Raw genomic sequence first — 23,665 nt, 5'->3', positions numbered from 1 at the left:
ATTTCAATATTTATTTAGTTATAATTGGCAACTATGATCTTTTACTTTGTATTATTCTAAGAATAAAGGATGAAAAATTATTTGGCTTTCGACCTAATATCCAAGTTAAAACATTTGGATTACCGACAAATCCATGTTCATTATAATGCTTAAACATCTTTAATAGTGTATTTACTTTATAGTCCCCTAATCCAACCTTTTTTAATTGTGCTGCAAACATTTCGTCCTGAGGCGTTTCAACTATTATTTCACGACCAAAATGTTGTTCCATAGCTGCTATCATATCAGACAAAGATAAATTTTCAGGTCCACAAAGTTCATATGTAGCCCCCTTATAAGCTGGACTTGTGAGAATTATAGAAACAGCCTCAGCTAAGTCTTCTAAGTCAAGCAAACACATGCGAGTTTCTGATGAAGTAAAAAATTTTTGTTGAAATATACTTTTTTCAGTAAGTGACTTCCAAGACTCGAGGATATTCTGCATAAACACTGCTGGCTGAATAATAGTATATGGGATCCCCGAATTCACTAAAAGCTCCTCAACCATGAGTTTCTTCTGATGATGTGGCATATCTTGAAGTACAGAATGCAACACTGAATGGTATACGAAATGCTCCACTTTAGCCTTGCGAGCAGCGTTTATTATCATTTGTCCTATCGCGACTTCATCGGGGTTTACAGCAGAACATATGTGATAAACCGTACTGATTCCGCTTAATGCTTTATCAACCGCCTTTTGATCCATCATATTTCCTACAACTACTTCCATCTCGCCTAAGGATTTAATTTTCTCAACTTGTTCGGTCCTAAAAACGAAAGCCCTAATCCGCTCTCCTTTAGATAATAAAGCCTTAATGATTGCACGGCCAGTTTGCCCATTTGCTCCAGTAATAAGTATCATAAATATATCTCACCTTTCAATATTTTAATATTTTAATAAATTCTTTGATAGTAAATTTAGTAAAGAGGTTAATTCCTTCAAATGACCATCCTCAAGTCCAGACATTAGGTTAGTAATTAAGGTGTAGTGCACTGGCAGAATCTCCTCCAGTATTTGTAATCCTTTTGAACTAAGGTGAACCAAATAACCTCTCTGATCACAAGGGTTGGGGATTTTCTCTATGAATCCTTGATTTTCAAGGCCTGCTAATAATCCTGTCATAGTTCCCTTAGTAACCTCAGCCTTTGTGCTAAGCGATATTGGAGATAATTGATAATCACTCTGCCTATACAAAAGCATTAAAATAGTAAATTTCCCTTCCGAAATACCATACTTAGAAAAATGCTCCTCAAATATTTCTAAAATATCAGAAGCCGTTCTGAGAAGTGCTATACAAGTTTCAACTGCTTCTACATTTAGACTTGAATAATGGCTAGAATATTCTTTTAAAATCTCCTGTTTTGGCATATCCCTAAGGCTAAATTTATATCCTTTAATAATAAAACCCCCTCATATTTATATAGTAAGCCGCCTTACTTCATTTGTAAAGATATATTTTATTATAAAAAAAAATATATTTCAGCTTCTTAATAAAATTTACTTTCCTTCTATTCTCGGGGTGCAGTTTTTGATGCTCCTGTTAAATAATCTCCTTCAGAGCTTTTTGAAACTACTTTGGAAGGAGAGTTAAACTCTCACCAAAGTTATAATGCTTATGAAATGCAGTAAAAAATACTTTGAAAATAAGGATTATCAGACAGTAATATATAGATGTAATAGAGATTCTTAAATACAGAAATTATACAACCTAATAGGGGTATGGCACCATACCAGTTGCAAACTCTTCTTCAAAAGCTTTTCTATCTTTCATATTGGTACATCAAGCAGATTTAAGGTCCTTGTTTTTTATAAACCGCTGAACTGTTGAAATTGATATATCCTTTTCTTTAATAAAGCCATCTTCGATGAGTTTATAATATGTAAGCGTAGCATTAATTCTAGGGAAGTTGTTTTTTAAAGTGTATATCTGCTCTATGGCTACATCACTTAGCTTACTGATTCCCAATTAGAAAGTGTTAATAAAAAATGTTCCTTGAAAATTAAATAGTGTGATATTTAGGCATAACAGTATCAATTACTTTCCCATTTTGAAATAAAAAGTTACATCAGCTTTTAGTTGATGTAACCCGTATAATAGTTAAAAATCATTTTTTCTTAAATTCCTTATTATCTAAAATAATAACCCCTGACTTATCTTCCTTTGCTGCCTTTGCTGCCTTCTTTGTGTGATTTACAAGTTTTATAACGTCCTGGTATGATTGTTTTGCTCCCTTTACAAGCAAGGGCACTCCTATAAAATCAATTTTTAGCCATCTAGAAAATAATCCACCAAAGGTCATTGGTAATGGAACAGTTGGTGACGTATTGGAAAATATAATTTTTTCATTTAATAGATTTTGTTTATGAAGCATAGATGCTAAATTATATAATCCAGGAATTAAAACCTTTGAACGTCCCCTACCTACAACATAGACTTTGTTACCATCCTCATCACTTCCATAATAAAAAAGTTCTCCACGATTTCCATATACTAACTTATTAAAGTTAGGTAATTCCAATATTTCATCCTTAGTCGGTTCTCGGGTTTCATCCAGCATTTTTAAGTGATAAGCGATTGCTAAAATAGATGAGTGGGTTCCTCCATAACAATTATATATGTATATCATTTAAATCACCTTATTTCTTATTTTTTAGCTTTGTTTTATAATTGTAGTATATGCATTAAACATTGATATTAACCATTGATATTAAACATTCTTTGAACACACTTTCTCTAATGCCTTAAATGTTTCTACAATTCTTTATACATAAAATAAATATAATATATTGCAACGAAAAAAAAGGTAGCTCTTACAGACTCTAAGAGTAATTGTCGGAATGGAAATAAAGTTTAATCTAGCCACACTAATATCTTAATAATTTCATTGATCTATGTGCACTTCCATCAGCATTAACAATATCATCATCTGTAAGACCTGCCTCAACTGCAATATTATAAGCTTTACCAAAATACCCTACATCCTCCGATTTGTGTGCATCACTTCCCAATGAAAATTTAACACCCATATTCTTTAACTTTTTTATTGTTTCAATATCCATATTCTTATGACTTCTGTTAATTTCCAAAGCAGTATTTCTTTCAACAGCAACCTTTCCAATTTCGATAATATCTGGATTAACATGCTCTAAAGGATGATTTAATATTGCAATTTCATATTTTTTAATGGCATTAATCGCAGCTTCTGTATAATTCCTCAATAAAAATGGATTTTGCACTGCTCCAGGATGATAACCCACACAAATTATATCCAGGTAATCAATTACTTCATCTTTAATATCTATATCACCTTTTTTAGTAACAATATTACATTCTACGCCAAGAAGAATCTTAAAGTCATTCTCCTTCAATAATGAACTCTTATTAATATCATCAATTGATTTGCGTAATTTTTCATATTGATTTAGTTTCATCCCGAAGGTAATATGTTTATAACCATGGTCTGTTATAGCAATTTCTTTTAATCCTCTTTTTATTCCAGCTTTAACATTTGATTCAATACTTCCTTTTGCATGTTTTCCCAAAATAATATTAAATAAGGGAATATGTCCCTTCGCAATATTAGTATGAGTATGATAGTCTGCAATAATCTTAAAACTCATTTTATCTCCTCCATGGTTTAATATCTTTTAATTAACCGCTTCATTATCAAATTGAAAAGCTTCTTGTATCCACATATGTAATTTCCCTATGGCATGTTTATCATCCAGTTTTAGTTTGCCCATATTACTGGATAATACTTACCTCAATTTTGTTAATTATGCGATAAAAGCTATCACCTTAAGTATATACTTAAATGATGATAGCTACGAAAATTGCTCAATTTCTGAAACGAGCTATTGAACGATGCGGCGTTATCTCTACTATGGAGATTCAATCTTTCTCCTCTTTCTGAAATTAGCTTTAACATTAAGACTATTAACTTTAATTTTCACAATTGTATCTATATTCCTTCTTATTTTGATTACACTTTTTCTCAATAAAAGAAAAAGTTCTTATACTTCTTTAAAATAGGCCTTTGAGTCTATAGGCTAGATGTGCATATATAACAAATGCCGTGAAATTTTTATTTCACGGCATTTTATTTTTTTGATCCCTAATATATAAAATCTTTTATTTTATATATTATTCGTAGTTAAAATAGGATAATTAACCATATATTTATGTTGCAACCGTAAAATATTGCGAAGTAATGTTTATATTTGAGAAAAGAGGTGTTGTTTTGAAATTAGTATTTTTAATTGGAGATACTGCTGTCGGTAAAATGACAGTTGGACAGGAACTGGCCAAAATTACGGATTTTCGGTTATTCCATAATCATATAATTATTGAACCTGTAATAGAGACATTTGGATATTTTTACGGAAAAGCAATAACACGAATGAGGGATGTTATTTTTGAGGAATTTGCGAATTCTGACTGTTACGGATTAATTTTCACATATATGTGGGCATTTGACCAGCAATCCGATTGGAATTATGTAGAACATGTCTGTGACATTTTTAAAAAACATAGTGCAGATATATATTATGTGGAACTTGTTGCACCTCAATCTATCAGACTACAAAGGAATGCTACTGAAAATCGTTTGAAGCACAAAGCAACAAAAAGAGATGTTGAAATGTCAACCCAAAGACTCATTAATGATGACAACAACTATCGTTGTGTCAGCAATGATGGCGAAATTCCATTTGAAAATTATATAAAAATCGATAATTCCACTCTTCCAGCAGAAATGGTTGCAAAGATGATAAAAGAACGATTTGACTTATAATATATTAGAATACAAATATTAGTTATACATCGCAACAGGAAGACATATTACGAATTAAAAAAAGTGGTGGAATAAAACCAACTGGATTGGTATGCTACCAGTTTTAATGGGAGTAATTTATTACCTATATATATGAGAAGTGCAGGTAAATAGCTATAGTACAAAGATTTATCTTATGTACTATACCTATTTATCATCACTCTTATGAAAAAGAAAAAAGGCATTGCTGCCGTTTGTGGCTGTTGGACAATAACCTTTTTTCCTGAACTTTCGTCCTACTGGCATTCGCTTTCTCCACATACTTTCACTTGTCATCTTCCTTTGTAACATTATAAAGACTAAAAAAGTATCCTTTTTTCTGTGTTAATTCATCAAAACTACCTATCTCCTCTATCCTTCCATTGTTGACTACTATTATCCCATCATACATTCTGAGTACTTCATCAACAAGTTTGTGTGTAACTACCATACACGTCAATTCATTAATACCTAAAATTGATTTTTCTATATTATAAGCTGTCTCATTATCAAGTGATGATGTTGCTTCGTCAAGTACAAGGATTGGAGTGTTTTTAATCAATGCCCTAGCAATAGCCACCCTCTGCTTTTCTCCACCTGATAGATTACAACCATTTTCACCAACATTACTATCGAGTCCACCAGAAAGTCTACCTACTAATTCTTCAAGTCCTGAAAGCTTTACCGCCCTTTTAATATCCCCCTCACCATATTCCTTAAATAACGTAATATTTTCTCCTATACTATTATCAAACATAAATACATTTTGATGTATTACCGTAATCAACTTATACAAATCACTAACTTTAATCTCTCTATTATCAACTCCATCAATTTTTATAGCTCCCTCAAAATTCTCATAATACCTTAAAAACAATTTGATTATAGTAGATTTACCGCTTCCACTTCCCCCAACAATTGCATATTTACTACCTTTTTTAATATTCAAAGATACACGATCTAGCGCCTTCCGTTCTTCACTGTAGCAGAAATTTACATTTTCAAAGGTTATTCCCCTTTCAAAACTTAACTTATCAATCCCACTATCGCGATTTTGATTTTCACCTACAAATTTCACTAGCTTCTCACCGATTAATTTAACTGCTTTAACCTTGTTTAATCTTGTTGACACTGCAACAAGCGGCCCAACTATATTATTCATCAATTGAACTGTAGCAATCATTGCACCCACTGTTAACTCACCCTTAATAACAAAATAAGTTCCCAGTCCCATTGCTGTAAAAAACATTAAAAATCCACCTATTTCAGATAAACCATCAACAAAAGCACTAAGCAGTAAATACTTATATTTTGAATTTTCAACCCTATAATTTGATATTTTATATTCATCTTGAATTTTGTCCTCAATATTAAAACTTTTTATCACTTCAAATCCTGAAAACATATCCTTAACCTTTGTTGTAAATATACCTAGGTTATCAGAATATATATTTTTGCTTTTTCCTAATTTTTTTCCAAACGCCATAGGAATTATAATAGTAACTGCCCCAACAACAAAAACACCAATTGTAATATAAACATTCATTTTTATTATAGCAAAAGTAGCAATTCCAAAGGATATAGCGTTATAAATAATCTGAAGAATGTTTATAAAATAATCCTGCTCAACAATATTAATATCATTTGTAATCAAAGAAATATATTTCGCACTATTTTCTTCATTAAAGCTTTTTAAATTTTGCCCAAGTATTTTACCAAATACATCATTTTTTAATGATACCAACGTTTTCTTAATATACAAAGCTTCCAAAAACTTTCTTGTATAACCTATAGCAAATGTTGCTACCACATAACATAGAGAAAATACCAAAGCTGTCTTTAATTCACTCACCGTACCCTTTGTTCCTATATCAACAATTGATTTTAATATAAAAGCAAGATACACATTTGCTACTGCTGTAAGTGCAATCATAAAAATATTTACAGAAAGTAGACCCTTAAATTTGAAAAAATACCTCTTCATTTTATTCCCCCCCCCAACTATTTATAATTTAAATGTTTTCTTCAAAAACTCAATAGACTCTCTTAAAGTATCCTTATTAACAACATAATAGGTCTTTTGCGCTCTTTTTTCAGATTTAACTAATTTTACACTTGCCAAATAATTCATATGATATGACACTGTGGCCATGGAAATCCCATATTTATTAGCTATTTCCTGACTATAGACTTCTCCATCCATAAGATAATTTAGTATATTAAACCTTGTTTTATCACACAAATTTTTAAATATGTTGATATTTTTTTCAAATTCATTTTCTCCAATTAATCGTTTTGTTGTTGCTTCAAAATCCCTCCCCAAGAACATATATAATTTTTTATCTGATTCATGAAAAGCACAACTTATTGAATTAAAAAAAATAGTATTAACGTATATTTCCTCATAATCATCAAATTTTAAAAATACATCCTTGAAGTTTCCAAGTATTTTCTCTAAAAATTTAATTCCGTCGTTATTTATATTTTCTTCAACATAATTATTAAATACTTGTATTGATTTTTCATATTTCTCCATGGTCTGTTCATATTGAGAGATATATCCCTCAATAAACTGCATAAATTCTCTTACCCATTTGTCACTATTATTAATAAGTTTTAGTAGCTTCCACTTCATGTTATCATCCACTTTTAAAGATTCTATTAAATCTAATATTTTGATATCACTTTGCAGTATCTCATTAATCTTTTCCTTAGAAGCAGCATCCTCCTTGAATTCTCCCATAGATTTAATTGCTTCATATTTAATTTGCTGACCATTCAACTTTCTTATAAAATTTATAAGTTCCTCCTTATCAGAGCAGCCCCATATATCTGAGTTCTTATCTATTGGATAATTTAATGGTGACCCTTCTTTAAAATATACCTCTAAAAGCTCAATATTTTTATTAACTATCTTAGATAGTGCTTTTACGGCTCTTTCTACATCTTTGTTGACCTCTGCTTCAAACTTTGAATGCATCTCCCTGTGGCAATCATTCAATACCCAGGATATACTATCAAACAAATCAAGTAATACACCTTGCCTTTTATCAAAAATTATCTTCATTTTATCCCCTCATTCTTCATATTTGTATCTAAGCATCACTTAGAATGTCATCTAAATACATTTTAGACAATTCTCTATATAATGTCAATATAATTTCGATATATATTTGAATGTAATTTATATATCCATCTAATTACTAAACAGAGCAGAAATTAATGTAATCACACGGTTACTACATATTAATATTGACAAATAGGTTTTTGTGGTTTACTATTACGTTACGTGATATACCATGCAACATAATAAGTTATAGGAGATGAACAAAGAATAATGAGCTCAATTGAACGATTTTCAGAACCTACATTATTTATTTTAATTAGTTTAGCAGAGAGTAACAAACATGGTTATGCGATCATGGAAGATATCGAAATTTCATACAATATTAAAATTGGACCAGGTACATTATATGGTGCTATTAGTCGTATTGAAAAACTAAAGTTCATTGAGAGTGTTCCCTCAAAAGACAGGAGAAAACCTTATCAAATTACCCCTGAAGGCAGAGAATATTTACAAGGAAAATTGAGAGAGATGGAGAATGTTACAAACTTAGGTTTTAAGAGGTTAGGTATGATATGAAATGGGTTATTCATCTATATCCTAAAAAGTGGAGAGAACGTTATGAAGATGAGTTTTTATATATTTTAGAGAAAAGGAAGCTCTCTTTCAAAGAAATAATTGATGTATTTGTTAATGCAATGGATGCACGACTTTTAAATTTAGTGGAGGTGATTATAAGTATGGGTAATAATATAAGTGATATCATGCTTAAATCTGTTTTTAAGCGTTCATTAATAATTGGTTCAATAGTTTTATTAGGGGTGATCAGTGGATATTGGGTTGGCGAAAAAACTCCTTCTTTTTTTGAATTATCTCCTAAAATGATTCTTCTAATTGGAGTTGGCTTAGGGATTTTTGTAGGTTATGTAGCTGGAGTGGTAAGTGGAATCATGCGTGTCATAAAAGTAACGCAAAAAGAAGATGTGTTCTTACCAACTGGCAAATTAAAGTTTGATAAAATAGAAAGGTGATGGCGAATTTGAAACAAATAAGGATATTTAATAATACCAATAAATTTTGTTTAGTAACAGAAGTAAATGATTTTATCAATAATAATAAAGTGAAAATTAATGACATTCAATATAGTTCAAATGGGGGCAGTCTTATGTTTTCAACTCAATATTCTGTTATGATTATTATTGAAGAAGATGACTTATAAAGTTAAGACAGATTTTAAAAGTATTGCGTTTTTAATCTTGCTGAGGATTACCGTATTTTTTACAAGTAAAGTAATCTAGTGCGGTAGATAAATAAATTTAAAATACAGTCCATAAGCTATAAAGAGATCCCCTTGAAGTTATATCTAAAAAATAACCATCATATCCAAGATATTGAAAATGTTTATATGTCATATAATTTATTATAATACCCAACATAAAGATTAATTTAGTATAATGTTTTCTACTTTTATTAATTTTATTAAGACAATATAATGTATATGTAAGAAGTAAAAAATGAATGATTGTGAAAGCAATATAAATATAGTTATCTGTATTATATACAACAAACACCAGTAACAAGAAGTATAGATGCAAATATTGTTATTATATAACTCTTACCGAATATAAGCATTGCAATTGAAAATGATGGACTGTAAATCTCCATTAATAAACCACATGCCATTACTACTATAAAATACATCAAAATAGCTTTAACATTATTCGTTAGTATATAATTTTTTTTCATTTCTAACCCTCTTCTAATCAAGTAATCAAGTAATTGTAAATTATATAAACAAGTATACAATTAAATTCTATCCAGTGCAACGATTTACATAATTAGGTGTAAAAGTAGGCTACATGATAGAATCAACATATAAATTATGGATGAATCATTATATCCCTAACGAATTTACGATAATTTTGCAGCAAAAAACAATTGAATATTGATACTAATATTGGTAGCTCTATGGAAAGATTCTTAGAGAAAAACTTGCATGGTTATTCCAGGAGGCATTTGGTGAGGTGATAGTGTATTTTTATAGAATTTTCTTAGCTTGATGGAATTTATCAACTTCGTGTTATGCTCATTTTGTGCGTTGAGCTTGAATTATGCAATAACGCTGAGTGTCGCCTGCCACAGGAAGTAAATCATATGGATTTTCTGCCCATACAGCTTCTGCTACAACTGTTGATATAACATTTTCAAAGCCTGCATTTTTTAAATCATTAACCAAATATTCTTCAACCAAGCCTCTTTCAAGGCTTTTGCTTTGGGCAAGCTCAAAGCTTTTACTGTCTTTTTCAATATAATTGCCTTGAATGACAATTTTGCCATTAGGTTTAAGTATTCGATATAATTCTTTTGCAACTGTATTTGTCAAGTGAAAACTGATTCTTTCCAATGTTAGTTGATTTTACGTCTTTTTTCAAGCCATAATATTTTTTTATACAACATTTCAAAGCTATTACGACCATACATAATTCTTTTTATAACTTTTAATTTATTCACACTGCCTTCTGCTAACCCATTATTATAATCATATATAATCGCATTTTTAACTGCTGAAATGTCTCTGGTTATTCCATTTATAAATGAATTAATATATTTATTGTTTAAAGAAGATGCTTGTTCCATCCACTTACTAATTTTAGTTATTTCTTTGTTCTTTAGAATTTTTCTAAATTCACCTACTAAATCGATTATCTCTTTATATAATAGATATTTTTCATTTACTTTATTTACATAGTCAATAGACAATCGTTTTACTTTAATTAGTGGTTTATACAATAATTTTAGTAATTGACCTCGGTCAACCAAATCTGTTGTAGCAGGCGAAGTTTTACTATTTTTATAAGTTTTATGAATTGATTTTTTTAAGCGAGATCTATAATTACGAATAGTACTGTCAGAGCCATTATAACCTTTTTGACGAATTACATTTTCTATGTCAGATGAAGTATGTCCTTTATCTATTAATTTATTAATCTCTTCTAAAAAAGGATCTAAAATACTTTTTCTTTTAACATTATAATTCCCATTTATAGCAGACACATTATCATCTAAGTATTTAGTAATTGTCTTTCGTGACATTCCAAGTTCTATAGCAATTGATCTTACTGAATGATTATTGTTGTGCATATCTCTTGCAATATTTATTATTTCATTTTTTTTTGCAACTTTACCTTCATGTGATATTTGTAATGGACTTTTTAAATAGAATGAACGCTCATTATCATTCATAGACAATAATTTATTAAATACTCTGATGTCCATATTTAATTGCTTGCAAATTTGGCTTTTGCCAATACCATCATGCAATAATTGAATCGCTTTCATTATTTTTTCTTCTAGTGTTACTTTTTTATTTTGAATGGGTGATTTCGTAGCCACATTGCTTGATTCCATTTTGACTACATCAATTATTACTTTTGGTTTTAAATATTTCATCAGATAATCTTTGCAATAGGATGTTAGATTTTTTAAAATATGAAACCTATCGCTTACTTGAATCGCTTCGGGGTGTGCTAAAGTAATAGCCTTTTTATTTATTTATTGCCGCAACCAACGCTTCCTCGTCTACTTTGCCGATGATATCGAACAGCATGGTTATGTATATATTCGGGTCAAACAAATCAGCACGTTCTGTAGCTATTCTGTTTATCAACTTACTACCACCTCAAATATAATCCTTTATTTGCTTCATCCATGTTTTCATAACAAGCTTATGTGGGAATATCTTCGCCAGCAGATGCATGTATTTTACATATCCGCCGTAAACGGACATATCCTTAGCCTTTTTTGCATCTTTGAACGTTTTTACAGCAACCGCCTCTGGCAATGCCATTCCAGGAAAATGAATCTGTTTACCGTTACGCGCACTCTCAAGCAAATCGGTCTTGACCCAGCCGGGACAAGCGACAGTAGAAACAATGCCTGTGCTTTTCAGCTAAACATTTAGCGCTCGTGAATAGTTTTTTACAAACACTTTACTAGCCGCATAAATATTAATATACGGCACCGGCTGAAAGGCAGATTGTGATGCCATATTTATTATATGGCTGCCTTTCTCCATATACGGTATGCATAAGTTGCACAAAACAACCGTTGCGGTACAGTGAGTCATTATATGCGATTCAATCTCCGCTTTGGAAAACTCATTATATGCCCCCATTCTTCCGCTACCTGCATTATTGATAAGATAACGGACAAGCGGGTTGCATTCGTGAAGCATTCCTTCTATCAGCTCCAACGACTTATCTCGCGACAAATCACAGGAAATGGGAACAATTTTTCCGCCGAAATCTTCCTTCAGCTTATTTAAGTTTTCCATATTTCTTGCAATCGCCCAAATTTCATCAACATCTTCTTTAAGCAGTAGTTTTATGAATTCTCTTCCCAGTCCACCTGTTGCTCCGGTTACAATTGAAATCTTTTTTCTCATATATACCTCCTGCTTGCAATTCATCTTATTGCTATAAATATAATTTTACCTAATTGACGTATTAACTTTAACCATCTTATTTGGAATAATTTCATCGTAATTCTACAAAAATGCAACGAGTATTGGGGGTTGTGTAACTTTCACTTTCCTTAACGTACGAAATTTTATTTTTGGGAATGGCATTGCAATTTTACTTATTTTCCCACAGTTATATAAAAATTTTATAATAATTATTCATCACCCCCATTGAATAATTATTATAAGATTGTCAATAATTTAGATACCCTACTTTAGTTAAAAAATTATTTACAAAAGCTTATAAATAGATTAGCAAAAGATGCAAAAGTAATTCTACATCCGATGAATAATTTGAGAATTATTTATAGGAGGAATTGTCATGAAGCATCTTAAAGTAGGATTTTTCGTAGTATCCATCATAATACTTTCCATACATTATAAGGTAGTGGAGATTAATTTTAATATCCTGTCAAAGAATGTAGGAAATATTGCTGTATGGATAGCTTGTACTATGCTAGGAGCGATTATTTCATCCTGGCTTGAATAATGAGCCGGAAGGTAGCTTCAATAAAAAGAAGTTGCCTTTTGCTTTTTACAAATTATTTACAATTCGCAATGTTTAGTAAGTTCGACATATCACAGTTACTGCATTTTATTCGTCAATTATATCCTACAATATATTCTCAATATTGCTCTTAATAATCACAGCTGTTCCTGTTATTGTAATTAAAAACAACCGATATGTTTTATATATGAATAATGTTTCCTGCACTTGCTTTTTCTAATCGATTGATTATAGAATTCCCTAACCCATTGTTATTGGGAGCTTGTATATAAATATGACTTACATTCAATTTATCACATTCTCTAATCAAATCAAACATCTTTTGTGCAGCTATATTTAACATTTTAAAGCTTCCTAAACTATATATATGTTGATAGTCCTTAAAATCGTTTAAAAATTCTTGAAAACAAATTACAACATCATTCTCATTTGCATTTTCTTTAATCCATTTAGAAGTTTTTATATAATCTCCTTCGACCAATGTTAGTGCTGCATCTGGTGCATAGTGTCTGTATTTCATTCCTGGAGCCTTTGGAATTTCATTTCCCTTCACGCTTAATAAATCCTTTTTATATATAAGATTTGGAATTACATTACATATGTCATCCAAGCTTATTGCTCCTGGCCTTAGAAGTATTGGGGCTGGAGTAGACATATCTATAATTGTTGACTCTAACCCAATTGAACACGGCCCCCCATCTAAAATACAAGGAATTTTTCCATTTAAATCATTATAGCAATGCTTGGCACTAGTAGTTGATGGCTTTCCTGATAAATTTGCAGATGGAGCTACTAATAAAGTTCCGCTTTCTTTAATTATATCCCTTGCTATTTCACTTTTTGGAAATCTAACTCCTACAGTTTTCATTCCTGCAGTAATTGTATCTGAAATGCAATCTTTCTTATTAAAAATCAAAGTTACTGATCCCGGCCAAAAAGTACCAAATACTTTCTCTGCTTCTTTTGAAATATCTTTACATATATCATAAACTTGCTCCAATTTATATATATGTACCAATAATGGATTATCCTGCGGCCTTCCTTTAACTTCAAATATTTTTTTTATTGCATTTTCATTAAACGCATCTGCGGCTAATCCATAAACAGTTTCTGTTGGAATTGCAATAACTTCACCATTTCTTAGATACTCTGCACCTTTTTCAATATTTTTATAATTAATATTTAAATCTTTAACATTTAATATTTCTGTTTCCATAGATAACCTGCCTCCTATTTGCGTAATTTGTTTTCAAAATTAAACTTTATTCTATCTTATCTAAATTGGTTGTTATTTAAGATAGTCATTCCAATGATAATTCAGATTTAAATGCTATTATGGCATTTCCTGAAATTTTAATTTCTACAGGTTCTTTATTTTCTATCTTTACCTCAACGTCGATAATACCTGTTCTTTTTATAGCTTCACCTTGTTTAGCTTTGAATCTAAATAAAGAATTATTATGATTCGCTAATTTGTGATGAACCAGATATGCACCCAAAGGACCATTTGCATTACCAGTTACAGGATCTTCATTAATGCCTATCGCAGGAGCAAACATTCTGCCATGTACTAAAATATCAGCATCTTGAGTATTAACTGTAAAAACGTAATATCCATTACACTTAATATCGTTGCTCAATTTAGAAAGGGCATCATAATTTGGTTTCATTTTATTTAAAGTTTCAATGTTTTTTATACCAATCATAACCTTAGAATGACCTGTTGAAACGTAAGCGGTTAATAACTTGTCACCTTGACAGCTATTAACCGCTATTTTCAATCTTTTTTCTTTAAATAACATTCTTCGGGAAGATTACCCCATGGAAATAGGGATTCAAATAAATCTAGGTTGTTTTTAAAATCTATATTAGGCATTATTTTAAACAAATATGTAAGATACTTCATTGGAATTAACCCATTTTCTTTTGCTGTTTCAATGATGCTATATATTATTGCACTTGATTTAGCGCCACGGACCGTGTCGGAAAATAAGAAGTTTTTTCTTCCAATAACAAAAGGTTTAATACTTCTTTCAGCACGATTATTGCTTATTTCGCACCGTCCATCAAGAAGATAGTTCTCTAAGTATTTCCATTGATCTAATGCATAGTGGACTGCTTTTCCTAAAGCTGTCTTCGGAAGTGCATTACAATTTTTTAACCATAACAAAAAGTCGTCTAGAACAGGCTTTGTAAGCTCTTGACGTTTTTTATGTCTTTCTTCAGTTGTACAATTAGAAAGATTTCTTTCTATGGCAAAAAGCTTATCACAGTAATTTTTACCCTCTAATGCCTTTGAGCCAAGACACTCAGAAGGAAATATTGATTTAAGAGCTTCATCAAACTTACGTCTTGAATGGCTCCAGCACCCACAAACAGTGATGTCCTTTGAAAGATTATGATATCCCGCATAACCATCAGTATGTAGGTACCCCTTAAACCCTTCTAAAAAGTCCTTAGGCCTTTTAGCACACCTATCTGGCTGATATTCATATAAAACTATTGGACTTTCAGTATCACCACTAGTTCTATAAAGCCACATATATGAGTTAGACTGTGGCCTCTTACCAGGCTCTTTTAGAACCTGAAGCACGGTTTCATCTGCATGAATAACTTCTCTATTCACTAATGCTCCATCATCCAGACTATCTTTTTTTCTAATAATTTAATTTGGGCTTCTTGTGATTTGCAAGTTTCCTCTAAATTTTTAATATATTCAGTTTGAATTTTGATTTTATTCTCTATATTTATCATGCTTTAATTATACCATATTTCGAGCTAAAGAGATAGGGATAATCCATTGAAATCAACTGTTTAAGCCTACTTTCATTTTGAAAATTGAAGCTAAATTACTGATCGTTCAGTTACTTCTTTATGCGCTTTAGGTTGTTCTATTGATAATCCATCAAGAAGCCATCTCACTTCTCTTTGTGTAACGCTTTTTACTTCATTTTCATTTGAAGGCCATTTGAATCTACCTTTTTCTAAGCGTTTATAATATAACCAAAAACCTGAATATTCCCACTGTAAAATTTTTATTTTATCTTTATTTTTATTGCAAAATATAAATAGACAATTTGAAAACGGATCTAGCTTGAACCTCATTTGAATAATGGCAGCTAATCCATCAATAGACTTTCTTAAATCGGTTGCTCCGCAAGCAAGATATGCATTACTAGAATTCATGAGGGTTAACATAGTTTCATTACCACACTTAAAACATCTATCAAGGTTTCTTTGTCAAAGCCATTCTTTATATCTAAAGTGATTGTGCCCACTTTTAATGAAATTGAAGAGGCCTCAGTGCTTTTGGGTATTGTTACTGTTCCCCATCTTTGTTCAGAAGGCTCAGAAGCTGGCGCTTTGAAACTTTTTAGATATGGATAAGAAGAGCTTTTGCTAATTTCTTTTTCCCTGCACCAAGCTGTTAAATTTAGGCCACTTGAGTTATATTCTTTTATTAATGACATCCATTGCGCTTTAGATTTTCTTTTATTCATGTATCTTACCTCCCAATCATTATAGGAGTATTATTACATCATTTTTCTAATTATGGTAGGTGACGAGTTATTTGGCGCTTACGTTGAAACTACCTGTATTGGATAATCTTCTAGTAAATCCTTATTACTTATATTCAACGCCAATGTAATATTTTTTATATTTATCCCATCAATAATCGATCCAAATTCAATCTTACCTTGTGTCATAATAATTTTATAGTCATCATTTTCTTTTATTATATCAACAGGTAAAATTCCAGCACCAGTTTTATGATAAACCCTAGAAGTAACAAGCCTGTTTTCAATTGCACGGGCATAGTGAGCCGCAATAGTTGCATGTCCACAAATTGGTACTTCATTTGTTGGGGTGAAAAACCGTATGTGAACATCATACTCATCATTATTTGAAGATAGAATAAATGCTGTTTCAGAATTATTAAGTTCCCTAGCTATTTTCTGCATTTCAGCTTCAGTAAATCCGTCGGCATTTGTTATTACTCCAGCTGGATTTCCAGAAAACTTCTCCTTAGTGAATGAGTCAATTTGGTATAAATTATATTTCCTTGTCATAATATCCCCCCTAAGACAGTATCAATTTATATGACACAATCTGTCTATTTCGTCTGCTCTCTCAAGTAATTTTACAATTGTTTATTACGAGCTTTACGGACAATGTGACTTAACTACAATCGTTGATAATTCTTATTCTTTCAATGATGTAATTTATGTTTATAATGTAAGCGGTTAATAACTTATCACCTTGACAGCTATTAACCGCTATTTTTAATCTTTTTTCTTTAAATAACATTCTTCAGGAAGATTACCCCATGGAAATAGGGATTCAAATAAATCTAGGTTGTTTTTAAAATCTATATTAGCCATTATTTTAAACAAATATACTTCATTGGAATTAACCCATTTTCTTTTGCTGTTTCAATAATGCTATATATTATTGCACTTGATTTAGCGCCACGGACTGTGTCGGAAAATAAGAAGTTTTTTCTTCCAATAACAAAAGGTTTAATACTTCTTTCAGCACGATTATTGCTTATTTCGCACCGTCCATCAAGAAGATAGTTCTCTAAGTATTTCCATTGATCTAATGCATAGTGGACTGCTTTTCCTAAAGCTGTCTTCGGAAGTGCATTACAATTTTTTAACCATAACAAAAAGTCGTCTAGAACAGGCTTTGTAAGCTCTTGACGTTTTTTATGTCTTTCTTCAGTTGTACAATTAGAAAGATTTCTTTCTATGGCAAAAAGCTTATCACAGTAATTTTTACCCTCTAATGCCTTTGAGCCAAGACACTCAGAAGGAAATATTGATTTAAGAGCTTCATCAAACTTACGTCTTGAATGGCTCCAGCACCCACAAACAGTGATGTCCTTTGAAAGATTATGATATCCCGCATAACCATCAGTATGTAGGTACCCCTTAAACCCTTCTAAAAAGTCCTTAGGCCTTTTAGCACACCTATCTGGCTGATATTCATATAAAACTATTGGACTTTCAGTATCACCACTAGTTCTATAAAGCCACATATATGAGTTAGACTGTGGCCTCTTACCAGGCTCTTTTAGAACCTGAAGCACAGTTTCATCTGCATGAATAACTTCTCTATTCACTAAGATTTCTCTCATTGCAGAATATAGAGGTTCAAGCCAGTCATTGGCACATCTTATAACCCAATTAGCCATAGTCTGCCTTGAAATTTCTATTCCTAGTCTTTCAAACTCTTTTTCTTGGCGATATAAAGGCATCGCATTAACATATTTTTGAGACATAATGTATGCTACTGTTGATGGCGAAGCCATACTTCCTTTAATAACAGGTTCTGATACTCCCGATTTAACAATAGGAGTTCCATCACTATATTTTTCGCAATCTCTGCATGAATATATATATTGTATATTCTCTAGTACCTTTGCTTGGGCTGGAATTATTACTAATTCTCTTCTCACAGTTTTGCCCATAATATGCATATCACCGCCGCATTCAGGGCAGAATTGTTCCTCCGCAGGAAGATAGTATTCCACCACTTCTACAGGTAAATCAGATAACATTTCATCCTTTTTACCAATGTGCTTCTTTTTCCTAATCTTGATTTCTTCAAATTCAGGCTCAGCAACACGTTCATCAGCTTCCTTTTCAGCCTCATCAAATAAACTTAGTTGGTCATACTCACTTTTTTCACTTGAAGATCCAAATCGCACATGCTTCAATAAGGTTATCTGCTCCATCATCCAGACTATCTTTTTTTCTAATAATTTAATTTGGGCTTCTTGTGATTTAATTTTAATAATTTATCCTTAGTCATCTGTAAAATTTACCATACTAGACAAAGAAAATATTAATGTAACTTTAGTTCCTTTATTCTCCTCAGAATCAATAGTAATTTTTAAGCCCAGTTTTGAACATAGTTTTTCACATAAATACAATCCCATTCCTGTACTTTTACTAAATTTTCTTCCGTTTTCACCAGTAAATCCTTTTTCAAACACTCTATTTATATCTTTATCTATTATACCTACCCCATTATCCTCTATGGTTAACATTACTGAATTAGCTTTCTTAATTGAATATATACTTATCATGGGCTCTTTACTACTTGAGTACTTTATAGAATTTCCTATTATCTGATTAATCATAAATTCAGTCCACTTCGTATCACTATATACCATTTCATTTATATTTTTTATATCTAATTTTATTTTCTTATGAATAAAATCTCTATAATTTCTTTTAACTACATTCCTTACTACATTATCAAGATTAATTTGTTTTATAATATAATCTTTACTAACATCATCGCTTCTAGAATAATAAAGCACCTGTTCTACAAACCCCTCAATTCTATCTATCTGGAAGTCTATTTTATTAGTTACTTCATCTCGATTATTTCCAATTATTAGCTTTGTAGAAGCTATTGGTGTTTTAATTTCATGTACCCATGTCTCTATGTATTCTCTATATTCCACCTGTATATCCTTATAATATTTTACATTTTCGTGCATATCTCTGCTTATCTCTTTAAGTATAGAATTTAACTTTTTCGCTTGTATAAAGTTCGCTTCCTTTATTACCGCGGGAAGTAGATATTTCTTATCTAAATTTTCTAATATGTTATTAATTTCATCATAATAATTTTTAAAGTTTATAAATTCTAACGCCATATAAGAAATTAATGGCAAAAACCAAATACAAAAGGCAAATGAAATTATAATGACATTAACATTAATAATAATCATTATAGCTGCTAATATGATAAATAGCAGCATGTTAGATATTATTACCACCATTTTTTCTTTAATAAATTCACCTATACTCATGGCATTATATACCCTAACCCTCTTCTTGTTTCTATTGGATTTTCTATGCCTATTTCTTCAAGTTTTTTTCTTAATCTATTAATATTAACAGTTAAGGTACTATCATCTACAAAATAATCTGATTTCCACAAATATTCCATAAGCGAATCTCGTTTTACTATATTCCCCTTATTGTTTATTAAGTAAGAGAGTATCTTAACCTCATTTTTCGTTAATTCCAAGCATTTATCCTTATAAATAACCGTTGCATTTGAGAAATCTAAATTAAAATCTCTATAGCTTAATATATTATTAGTTTTTGAACTTCCACCTATTCTTCTTAAAATATTAGTTATCCTTGCTAATAATATTTCTATATTATAAGGTTTTGTTATAAAATCATCTGCTCCTAAATTCATACTCATTAATTCATCTAAATCACTATCTCTACTTGTAACTATTATAATTGGAACATCTGAAGTTTTTCGTATTTCTCTACATATATAATAACCATCAAACACTGGAAGATTAATATCTAACAATATAAGTTCTGCATTCTTATTTTCAACATATTGTATTATATTATTAAAATTTATAGGAGCTTTTACTTCGTATCCATATCTTTTTAAAAAAATTTGTAATTCTTCTCTTATAACTTCATCATCTTCAATAATAATAATTTTTTTCATATGTACTCTTACCTCCCTACTTATTTTATCCTGTACCCTAATATCATAACATATTCTAAATTTTATAAAATATAAGGCCATATATATATTTTAAATATTAAAGTACATATTCAGCTCTATCAAAATCCTAATCGGGACTTTTACCCGTTAGATTGTGCCCATTTGGGGAGCACCTTAAAGAGGTACTTACTTTTCAGTAAATACCTCTTTAATTTATTACTTATTTTATTTGCATCATTCTTCATTGGTTTATACACATCAACACAAACATATGCATTAATTCTAAAATAAATCTCTTTATAAATTATTCCTAATAACATTTTTATATCCTACATATGTTGTATAGAAGTATCCTGCATAAATTACAATAAATATTAAAGCTGCTACTAATGCTGAAGAGTTAATATTTGTTTCTTGTAAGCTATTTATTAAATCGCTAGTTACTTTAATTCCAACCACTGAATGAATTAATGCAAGACTAACTGGAAGACTAAAATATATCAATGTTTGAACAAAAATTGTTTTATCTATCATTTTTTCGTTTGCACCAAGTCTCCTTAAAGCTTTATATCTTTCTATACTATCACTAGCTTCTGATAATTGTTGAAGAGCGAGTACTGCCATGCTAGTTATTAAAAATACAATACCTAAATATATTATGATAAATATTAATACATTTGTTGTTACCATATTTTCTGAATAAATCCCATCCTTTGACCTACCGAGTATCGTACCACCTTTACCATAGTCCTCGCGTTTTTGATATTTTTCATTATATTTTTCTCTATTTTTATCTAAATAATTTACATTAAGCACTGAGTTAGTAATTTTGTAATCTGATAAAAACTCATCATTTATAACTATTATAAACAAACTAGTTGTAAAGTAAGCAGTTGAAAGATTTTCTTCTATAGCTTTAGGGTTTTTTATTAGATATTCTTTCCCTTTAATGTTAATTTTATTATTATTTTTTATTTTTTCATTTATTGGTTTCATAAATTCATCAGTATTTGATAAAATTAAAACTTCATCCTTAGTTAAATTTACTTCTTTTTCATTCTTAAATTTTAAAATTTTATTATAATCAGATAGTTTAACACATTTTACATAGTCGTCTTTAAAATCTCCAAATGTTGTTAAAAACTCACTAGCTTTCATACCTATAAGATATTCATTATGAGCTACGGATTTTTCATTTTTACTTATTTTCAAATTAATTTTATTTAGAACATCTTCTATATTGTAGCCTCCATCCACTTTTGTTACTGATATGCTGGCATCAAAGGGTGTTGCCTTTTTAATTCCTGCATCCATAACTGTTTTAAAGCCTATTCCCATAGATAAACTTACTATTGTGAAGAATAACATTAAGCAAATTAAAGACATTGATATGAAGTTTGTATTAACTTTACTATTTATCTGTTTTACTACAAATATATTTAACCCTTTAAAATAAACCTTTTTATTTTTCTTTGCCACATATAATATAAGTCCAGATAAACTAAAGAAAAATAACACTGTACCTAATATTCCCAAAGCTATTGATATTAAGACCATAGGGTCTAGTACATTTAAACCTACATTTAGTATTGATTTATATGCAAAACCAAGTGATACTACGCATAAAATAAATGCTATTAAATATATAATAGAATTTTTGAATTTAATATCTTGATTTTTTTTACCTGCTGTTAATAAATCGATTATCTTGTATTTAGATATAACAAATACATTAAATATCATAACAAGTAAAAACATTATTCCAAAGTATAATACAGTTTTACCTATTGCACCTGTTGAAATTGTAAACTTATATTCATTAATCGATACATCAAATAACTTTAATGCAAAGGTGGCTAATCCTTGTGATGCTCCAATTCCTAGTATAAGTCCACTAATTAAAGATATAACTCCAACTAGAAAAGTCTCCATTACTAATATTATAGATATTTTTCTTTTTCCCATACCTAAAGTCATGTATATTCCTAATTCTTTTTTACGTTTTTTTATCAAGAAATTATTTGCATATAATATTAAACTACCTAATATTATAGATATAAATACTGACACATAAGACATAACTTTCATTAATTTAGATACAGATTTCATTTGTATAAGTGCCTTTTGTGACCCAATTGAGTTGAAGCTATAAAATATACAAACTGCTAAAGTTAGTGTTAAAAAATATATAGCATAGTCCTTAAAACTCTTCTTTACATTACCTACAACTATTTTGGAATACATTATCATCACCTCCAAGTAGAGTTATAACCTCTATAATTTTATTAAAGAATTCTTTTCTAGTATCCTTACCTCTTACTACCTCACTAAAGATTTTTCCATCTTTAATAAAAAGAATTCTATGAGCATAGCTTGCTGTAAAAGCATCATGGGTAACCATAAGTATTGTGGTCTTTAAATCTTTGTTTAGACTTTCTAATTTTTCAAGTAATAATCTAGCTGTTTTAGAATCCAGTGCCCCTGTTGGTTCATCAGCAAGTACTAAGGATGGATCTGTTACTATTGCTCTTGCAGAAGCAACTCTTTGCTTTTGTCCACCTGACATTTGATAAGGATATTTATTTAGTTCTGGTTCAATGTCTAAATATTTTGCTACTGATTTTATTTTCCCATCTATTTCTGAACTTTTCTCACCTTTTATTGTTAATGCTAAAGCTATATTTTCATAAGCAGTAAGGGTATCTAGTAGGTTAAAATCTTGAAATATAAAACCTAACTCATTTTGTCTAAACTTATCTAATGCTTTTGATTTCAACCTAGTAATATCACTATTATTTATTATTATTTTCCCTGTAGTGACATTATCAATAGTTGATATACAATTAAGCAATGTTGTTTTACCACTTCCTGAAGGTCCCATTATCCCAACAAACTCACCCTCATCTACCTTAAAACTGATACTGTCTATAGCCTTTGTGACATTATCTTTATTTCCATAATACTTTTCAATTTTTTCTACACTTAATATTGTTTTCATTTATAACTCTCCCTTTTTTCTTTATTTTAAATTTAATTGCTTTAACTCCATCTGATGTACTTATTATATACAATTTTATTTGCAGCAACCATCGATGTATATTTCATTAACATTACATTTTTGTTATGTTAACATAAGTTTGATTATTTCAATGATAAAAAACCGCAAAAAAATTTTCTCGGACACTTTAAGTCTGAGGAAACATAAAACACACTTCAATATTTACTT

Annotated in this window: 24 protein-coding genes and 3 pseudogenes; 5 read left to right on the top strand and 22 right to left on the bottom strand. The window is 30.2% G+C overall.

The features are described from left to right. Positions 1-31: 31 nt before the first annotated feature. From ACWJKS_RS05935 to ACWJKS_RS05920, 4 genes are all read right to left on the bottom strand, one after another. A complete protein-coding gene (locus tag ACWJKS_RS05935) occupies positions 32-901 on the bottom strand; it encodes an SDR family oxidoreductase (RefSeq protein WP_462960700.1) in 870 nt (289 codons plus the stop codon). A 24-nt stretch (positions 902-925) separates the two neighbouring features. Beyond that, positions 926-1,408, bottom strand: a complete 483-nt coding sequence (locus ACWJKS_RS05930; RefSeq protein ID WP_462960699.1) for a MarR family winged helix-turn-helix transcriptional regulator — start codon at positions 1,406-1,408, stop codon at positions 926-928. A 737-nt stretch (positions 1,409-2,145) separates the two neighbouring features. Further along, positions 2,146-2,667, bottom strand: a complete 522-nt coding sequence (locus tag ACWJKS_RS05925) for a DUF3189 family protein (protein WP_462960698.1) — start codon at positions 2,665-2,667, stop codon at positions 2,146-2,148. Positions 2,668-2,905: 238 nt separating this feature from the next. After that, positions 2,906-3,661: a hypothetical protein gene (locus tag ACWJKS_RS05920; protein WP_462960697.1), complete on the bottom strand. Its 756-nt coding sequence runs from the start codon at positions 3,659-3,661 to the stop codon at positions 2,906-2,908. 620 nt (positions 3,662-4,281) lie between these two features. On the opposite strand from ACWJKS_RS05920, the gene ACWJKS_RS05915 reads away from it, so the two are divergent. Beyond that, a complete protein-coding gene (locus tag ACWJKS_RS05915) occupies positions 4,282-4,833 on the top strand; it encodes a DEAD/DEAH box helicase family protein (protein ID WP_462960696.1) in 552 nt (183 codons plus the stop codon). 304 nt (positions 4,834-5,137) lie between these two features. On the opposite strand, the gene ACWJKS_RS05910 is transcribed toward ACWJKS_RS05915, so the two are convergent. Further along, positions 5,138-6,835: an ABC transporter ATP-binding protein gene (locus ACWJKS_RS05910; RefSeq protein ID WP_462960695.1), complete on the bottom strand. Its 1,698-nt coding sequence runs from the start codon at positions 6,833-6,835 to the stop codon at positions 5,138-5,140. Positions 6,836-6,856: 21 nt separating this feature from the next. Continuing rightward, the gene (locus ACWJKS_RS05905) at positions 6,857-7,918 is read right to left on the bottom strand and encodes an ArsR/SmtB family transcription factor (protein ID WP_462956292.1); all 1,062 of its coding nucleotides are present in this window, start codon (positions 7,916-7,918) and stop codon (positions 6,857-6,859) included. A 270-nt stretch (positions 7,919-8,188) separates the two neighbouring features. Here ACWJKS_RS05905 and ACWJKS_RS05900 point away from each other — a divergent pair, with 270 nt between their 5' ends. The 3 genes from ACWJKS_RS05900 to ACWJKS_RS05890 are packed head-to-tail and all read left to right on the top strand — an operon-like array spanning position 8,189 to position 9,134. After that, positions 8,189-8,494 carry a PadR family transcriptional regulator gene (locus ACWJKS_RS05900; protein WP_165414625.1) on the top strand — a complete coding sequence of 102 codons (306 nt, stop codon included), beginning with the start codon at positions 8,189-8,191 and terminating at the stop codon, positions 8,492-8,494. After that, a complete protein-coding gene (locus ACWJKS_RS05895) occupies positions 8,491-8,946 on the top strand; it encodes a hypothetical protein (RefSeq protein WP_462960694.1) in 456 nt (151 codons plus the stop codon). Before ACWJKS_RS05900 ends, ACWJKS_RS05895 begins: the two co-directional genes overlap by 4 nt. A gap of 8 nt (positions 8,947-8,954) precedes the next feature. Continuing rightward, positions 8,955-9,134, top strand: a complete 180-nt coding sequence (locus ACWJKS_RS05890) for a hypothetical protein (RefSeq protein WP_462960693.1) — start codon at positions 8,955-8,957, stop codon at positions 9,132-9,134. A gap of 335 nt (positions 9,135-9,469) precedes the next feature. Here the strand turns inward: ACWJKS_RS05890 and ACWJKS_RS05885 are convergent, their stop codons facing one another. From ACWJKS_RS05885 to ACWJKS_RS05865, 5 genes are all read right to left on the bottom strand, one after another. Further along, positions 9,470-9,661: a hypothetical protein gene (locus ACWJKS_RS05885; RefSeq protein ID WP_462960692.1), complete on the bottom strand. Its 192-nt coding sequence runs from the start codon at positions 9,659-9,661 to the stop codon at positions 9,470-9,472. A 340-nt stretch (positions 9,662-10,001) separates the two neighbouring features. Continuing rightward, a complete protein-coding gene (locus tag ACWJKS_RS05880) occupies positions 10,002-10,298 on the bottom strand; it encodes a site-specific DNA-methyltransferase (RefSeq protein ID WP_165414629.1) in 297 nt (98 codons plus the stop codon). Between the two features lie 23 nt (positions 10,299-10,321). Then, positions 10,322-11,323: a transposase gene (locus tag ACWJKS_RS05875; protein WP_462960691.1), complete on the bottom strand. Its 1,002-nt coding sequence runs from the start codon at positions 11,321-11,323 to the stop codon at positions 10,322-10,324. 271 nt (positions 11,324-11,594) lie between these two features. After that, a complete protein-coding gene (locus tag ACWJKS_RS05870) occupies positions 11,595-11,807 on the bottom strand; it encodes a hypothetical protein (RefSeq protein WP_224578842.1) in 213 nt (70 codons plus the stop codon). A 57-nt stretch (positions 11,808-11,864) separates the two neighbouring features. Further along, positions 11,865-12,359, bottom strand: coding sequence for an SDR family NAD(P)-dependent oxidoreductase (locus tag ACWJKS_RS05865; protein ID WP_224578840.1), 495 nt, complete (start codon positions 12,357-12,359; stop codon positions 11,865-11,867). Between the two features lie 397 nt (positions 12,360-12,756). Between ACWJKS_RS05865 and ACWJKS_RS05860 the strand changes: the two genes are divergently transcribed. Next, complete coding sequence (locus ACWJKS_RS05860; protein ID WP_220286651.1) at positions 12,757-12,924, top strand: hypothetical protein; 168 nt, start codon at positions 12,757-12,759, stop codon at positions 12,922-12,924. A 199-nt stretch (positions 12,925-13,123) separates the two neighbouring features. Here ACWJKS_RS05860 and ACWJKS_RS05855 read toward each other — a convergent pair whose 3' ends face one another. From ACWJKS_RS05855 to ACWJKS_RS05805, 11 genes and pseudogenes are all read right to left on the bottom strand, one after another. Next, positions 13,124-14,158, bottom strand: a complete 1,035-nt coding sequence (locus ACWJKS_RS05855; RefSeq protein ID WP_165414572.1) for an L-threonylcarbamoyladenylate synthase — start codon at positions 14,156-14,158, stop codon at positions 13,124-13,126. An 85-nt stretch (positions 14,159-14,243) separates the two neighbouring features. Beyond that, a pseudogene (locus ACWJKS_RS05850) lies at positions 14,244-14,729 on the bottom strand (PhzF family phenazine biosynthesis isomerase); the annotation flags it as partial. Then, positions 14,720-15,568, bottom strand: coding sequence for an IS66 family transposase (gene tnpC / locus ACWJKS_RS05845; RefSeq protein WP_462960690.1), 849 nt, complete (start codon positions 15,566-15,568; stop codon positions 14,720-14,722). The pseudogene ACWJKS_RS05850 and the gene tnpC (ACWJKS_RS05845), both read right to left, overlap by 10 nt. A 218-nt stretch (positions 15,569-15,786) precedes the next feature. After that, positions 15,787-16,140 (bottom strand): IS66 family insertion sequence element accessory protein TnpB, encoded by a 354-nt coding sequence (tnpB, locus tag ACWJKS_RS05840; protein ID WP_165414570.1) that lies wholly within the window; start codon positions 16,138-16,140, stop codon positions 15,787-15,789. Then, positions 16,134-16,442 (bottom strand): IS66 family insertion sequence element accessory protein TnpA, encoded by a 309-nt coding sequence (tnpA, locus tag ACWJKS_RS05835; protein ID WP_462960689.1) that lies wholly within the window; start codon positions 16,440-16,442, stop codon positions 16,134-16,136. Before tnpA ends, tnpB begins: the two co-directional genes overlap by 7 nt. A gap of 81 nt (positions 16,443-16,523) precedes the next feature. After that, positions 16,524-17,012 (bottom strand): annotated as a pseudogene (locus ACWJKS_RS05830) (PhzF family phenazine biosynthesis isomerase); the annotation flags it as partial. 213 nt (positions 17,013-17,225) lie between these two features. Beyond that, positions 17,226-18,745: pseudogene (gene tnpC, locus ACWJKS_RS05825) on the bottom strand (IS66 family transposase). A 6-nt stretch (positions 18,746-18,751) separates the two neighbouring features. Beyond that, a complete protein-coding gene (locus ACWJKS_RS05820) occupies positions 18,752-19,771 on the bottom strand; it encodes a sensor histidine kinase (protein ID WP_165414568.1) in 1,020 nt (339 codons plus the stop codon). Beyond that, the gene (locus tag ACWJKS_RS05815; RefSeq protein WP_462960688.1) at positions 19,768-20,439 is read right to left on the bottom strand and encodes a response regulator transcription factor; all 672 of its coding nucleotides are present in this window, start codon (positions 20,437-20,439) and stop codon (positions 19,768-19,770) included. Before ACWJKS_RS05815 ends, ACWJKS_RS05820 begins: the two co-directional genes overlap by 4 nt. A gap of 297 nt (positions 20,440-20,736) precedes the next feature. Further along, on the bottom strand, positions 20,737-22,683 hold the full coding sequence (locus ACWJKS_RS05810) for an FtsX-like permease family protein (RefSeq protein WP_462960687.1): 1,947 nt from the start codon (positions 22,681-22,683) through the stop codon (positions 20,737-20,739). Next, a complete protein-coding gene (locus tag ACWJKS_RS05805) occupies positions 22,658-23,437 on the bottom strand; it encodes an ABC transporter ATP-binding protein (protein ID WP_165414565.1) in 780 nt (259 codons plus the stop codon). Before ACWJKS_RS05805 ends, ACWJKS_RS05810 begins: the two co-directional genes overlap by 26 nt. Positions 23,438-23,665: the final 228 nt, after the last annotated feature.

Source organism: Clostridium sp. CM038 (assembly GCF_055081105.1).
Note: the sequence above shows the minus strand (reverse complement) of the source record. Positions and strands in the feature narration are given on the sequence as shown.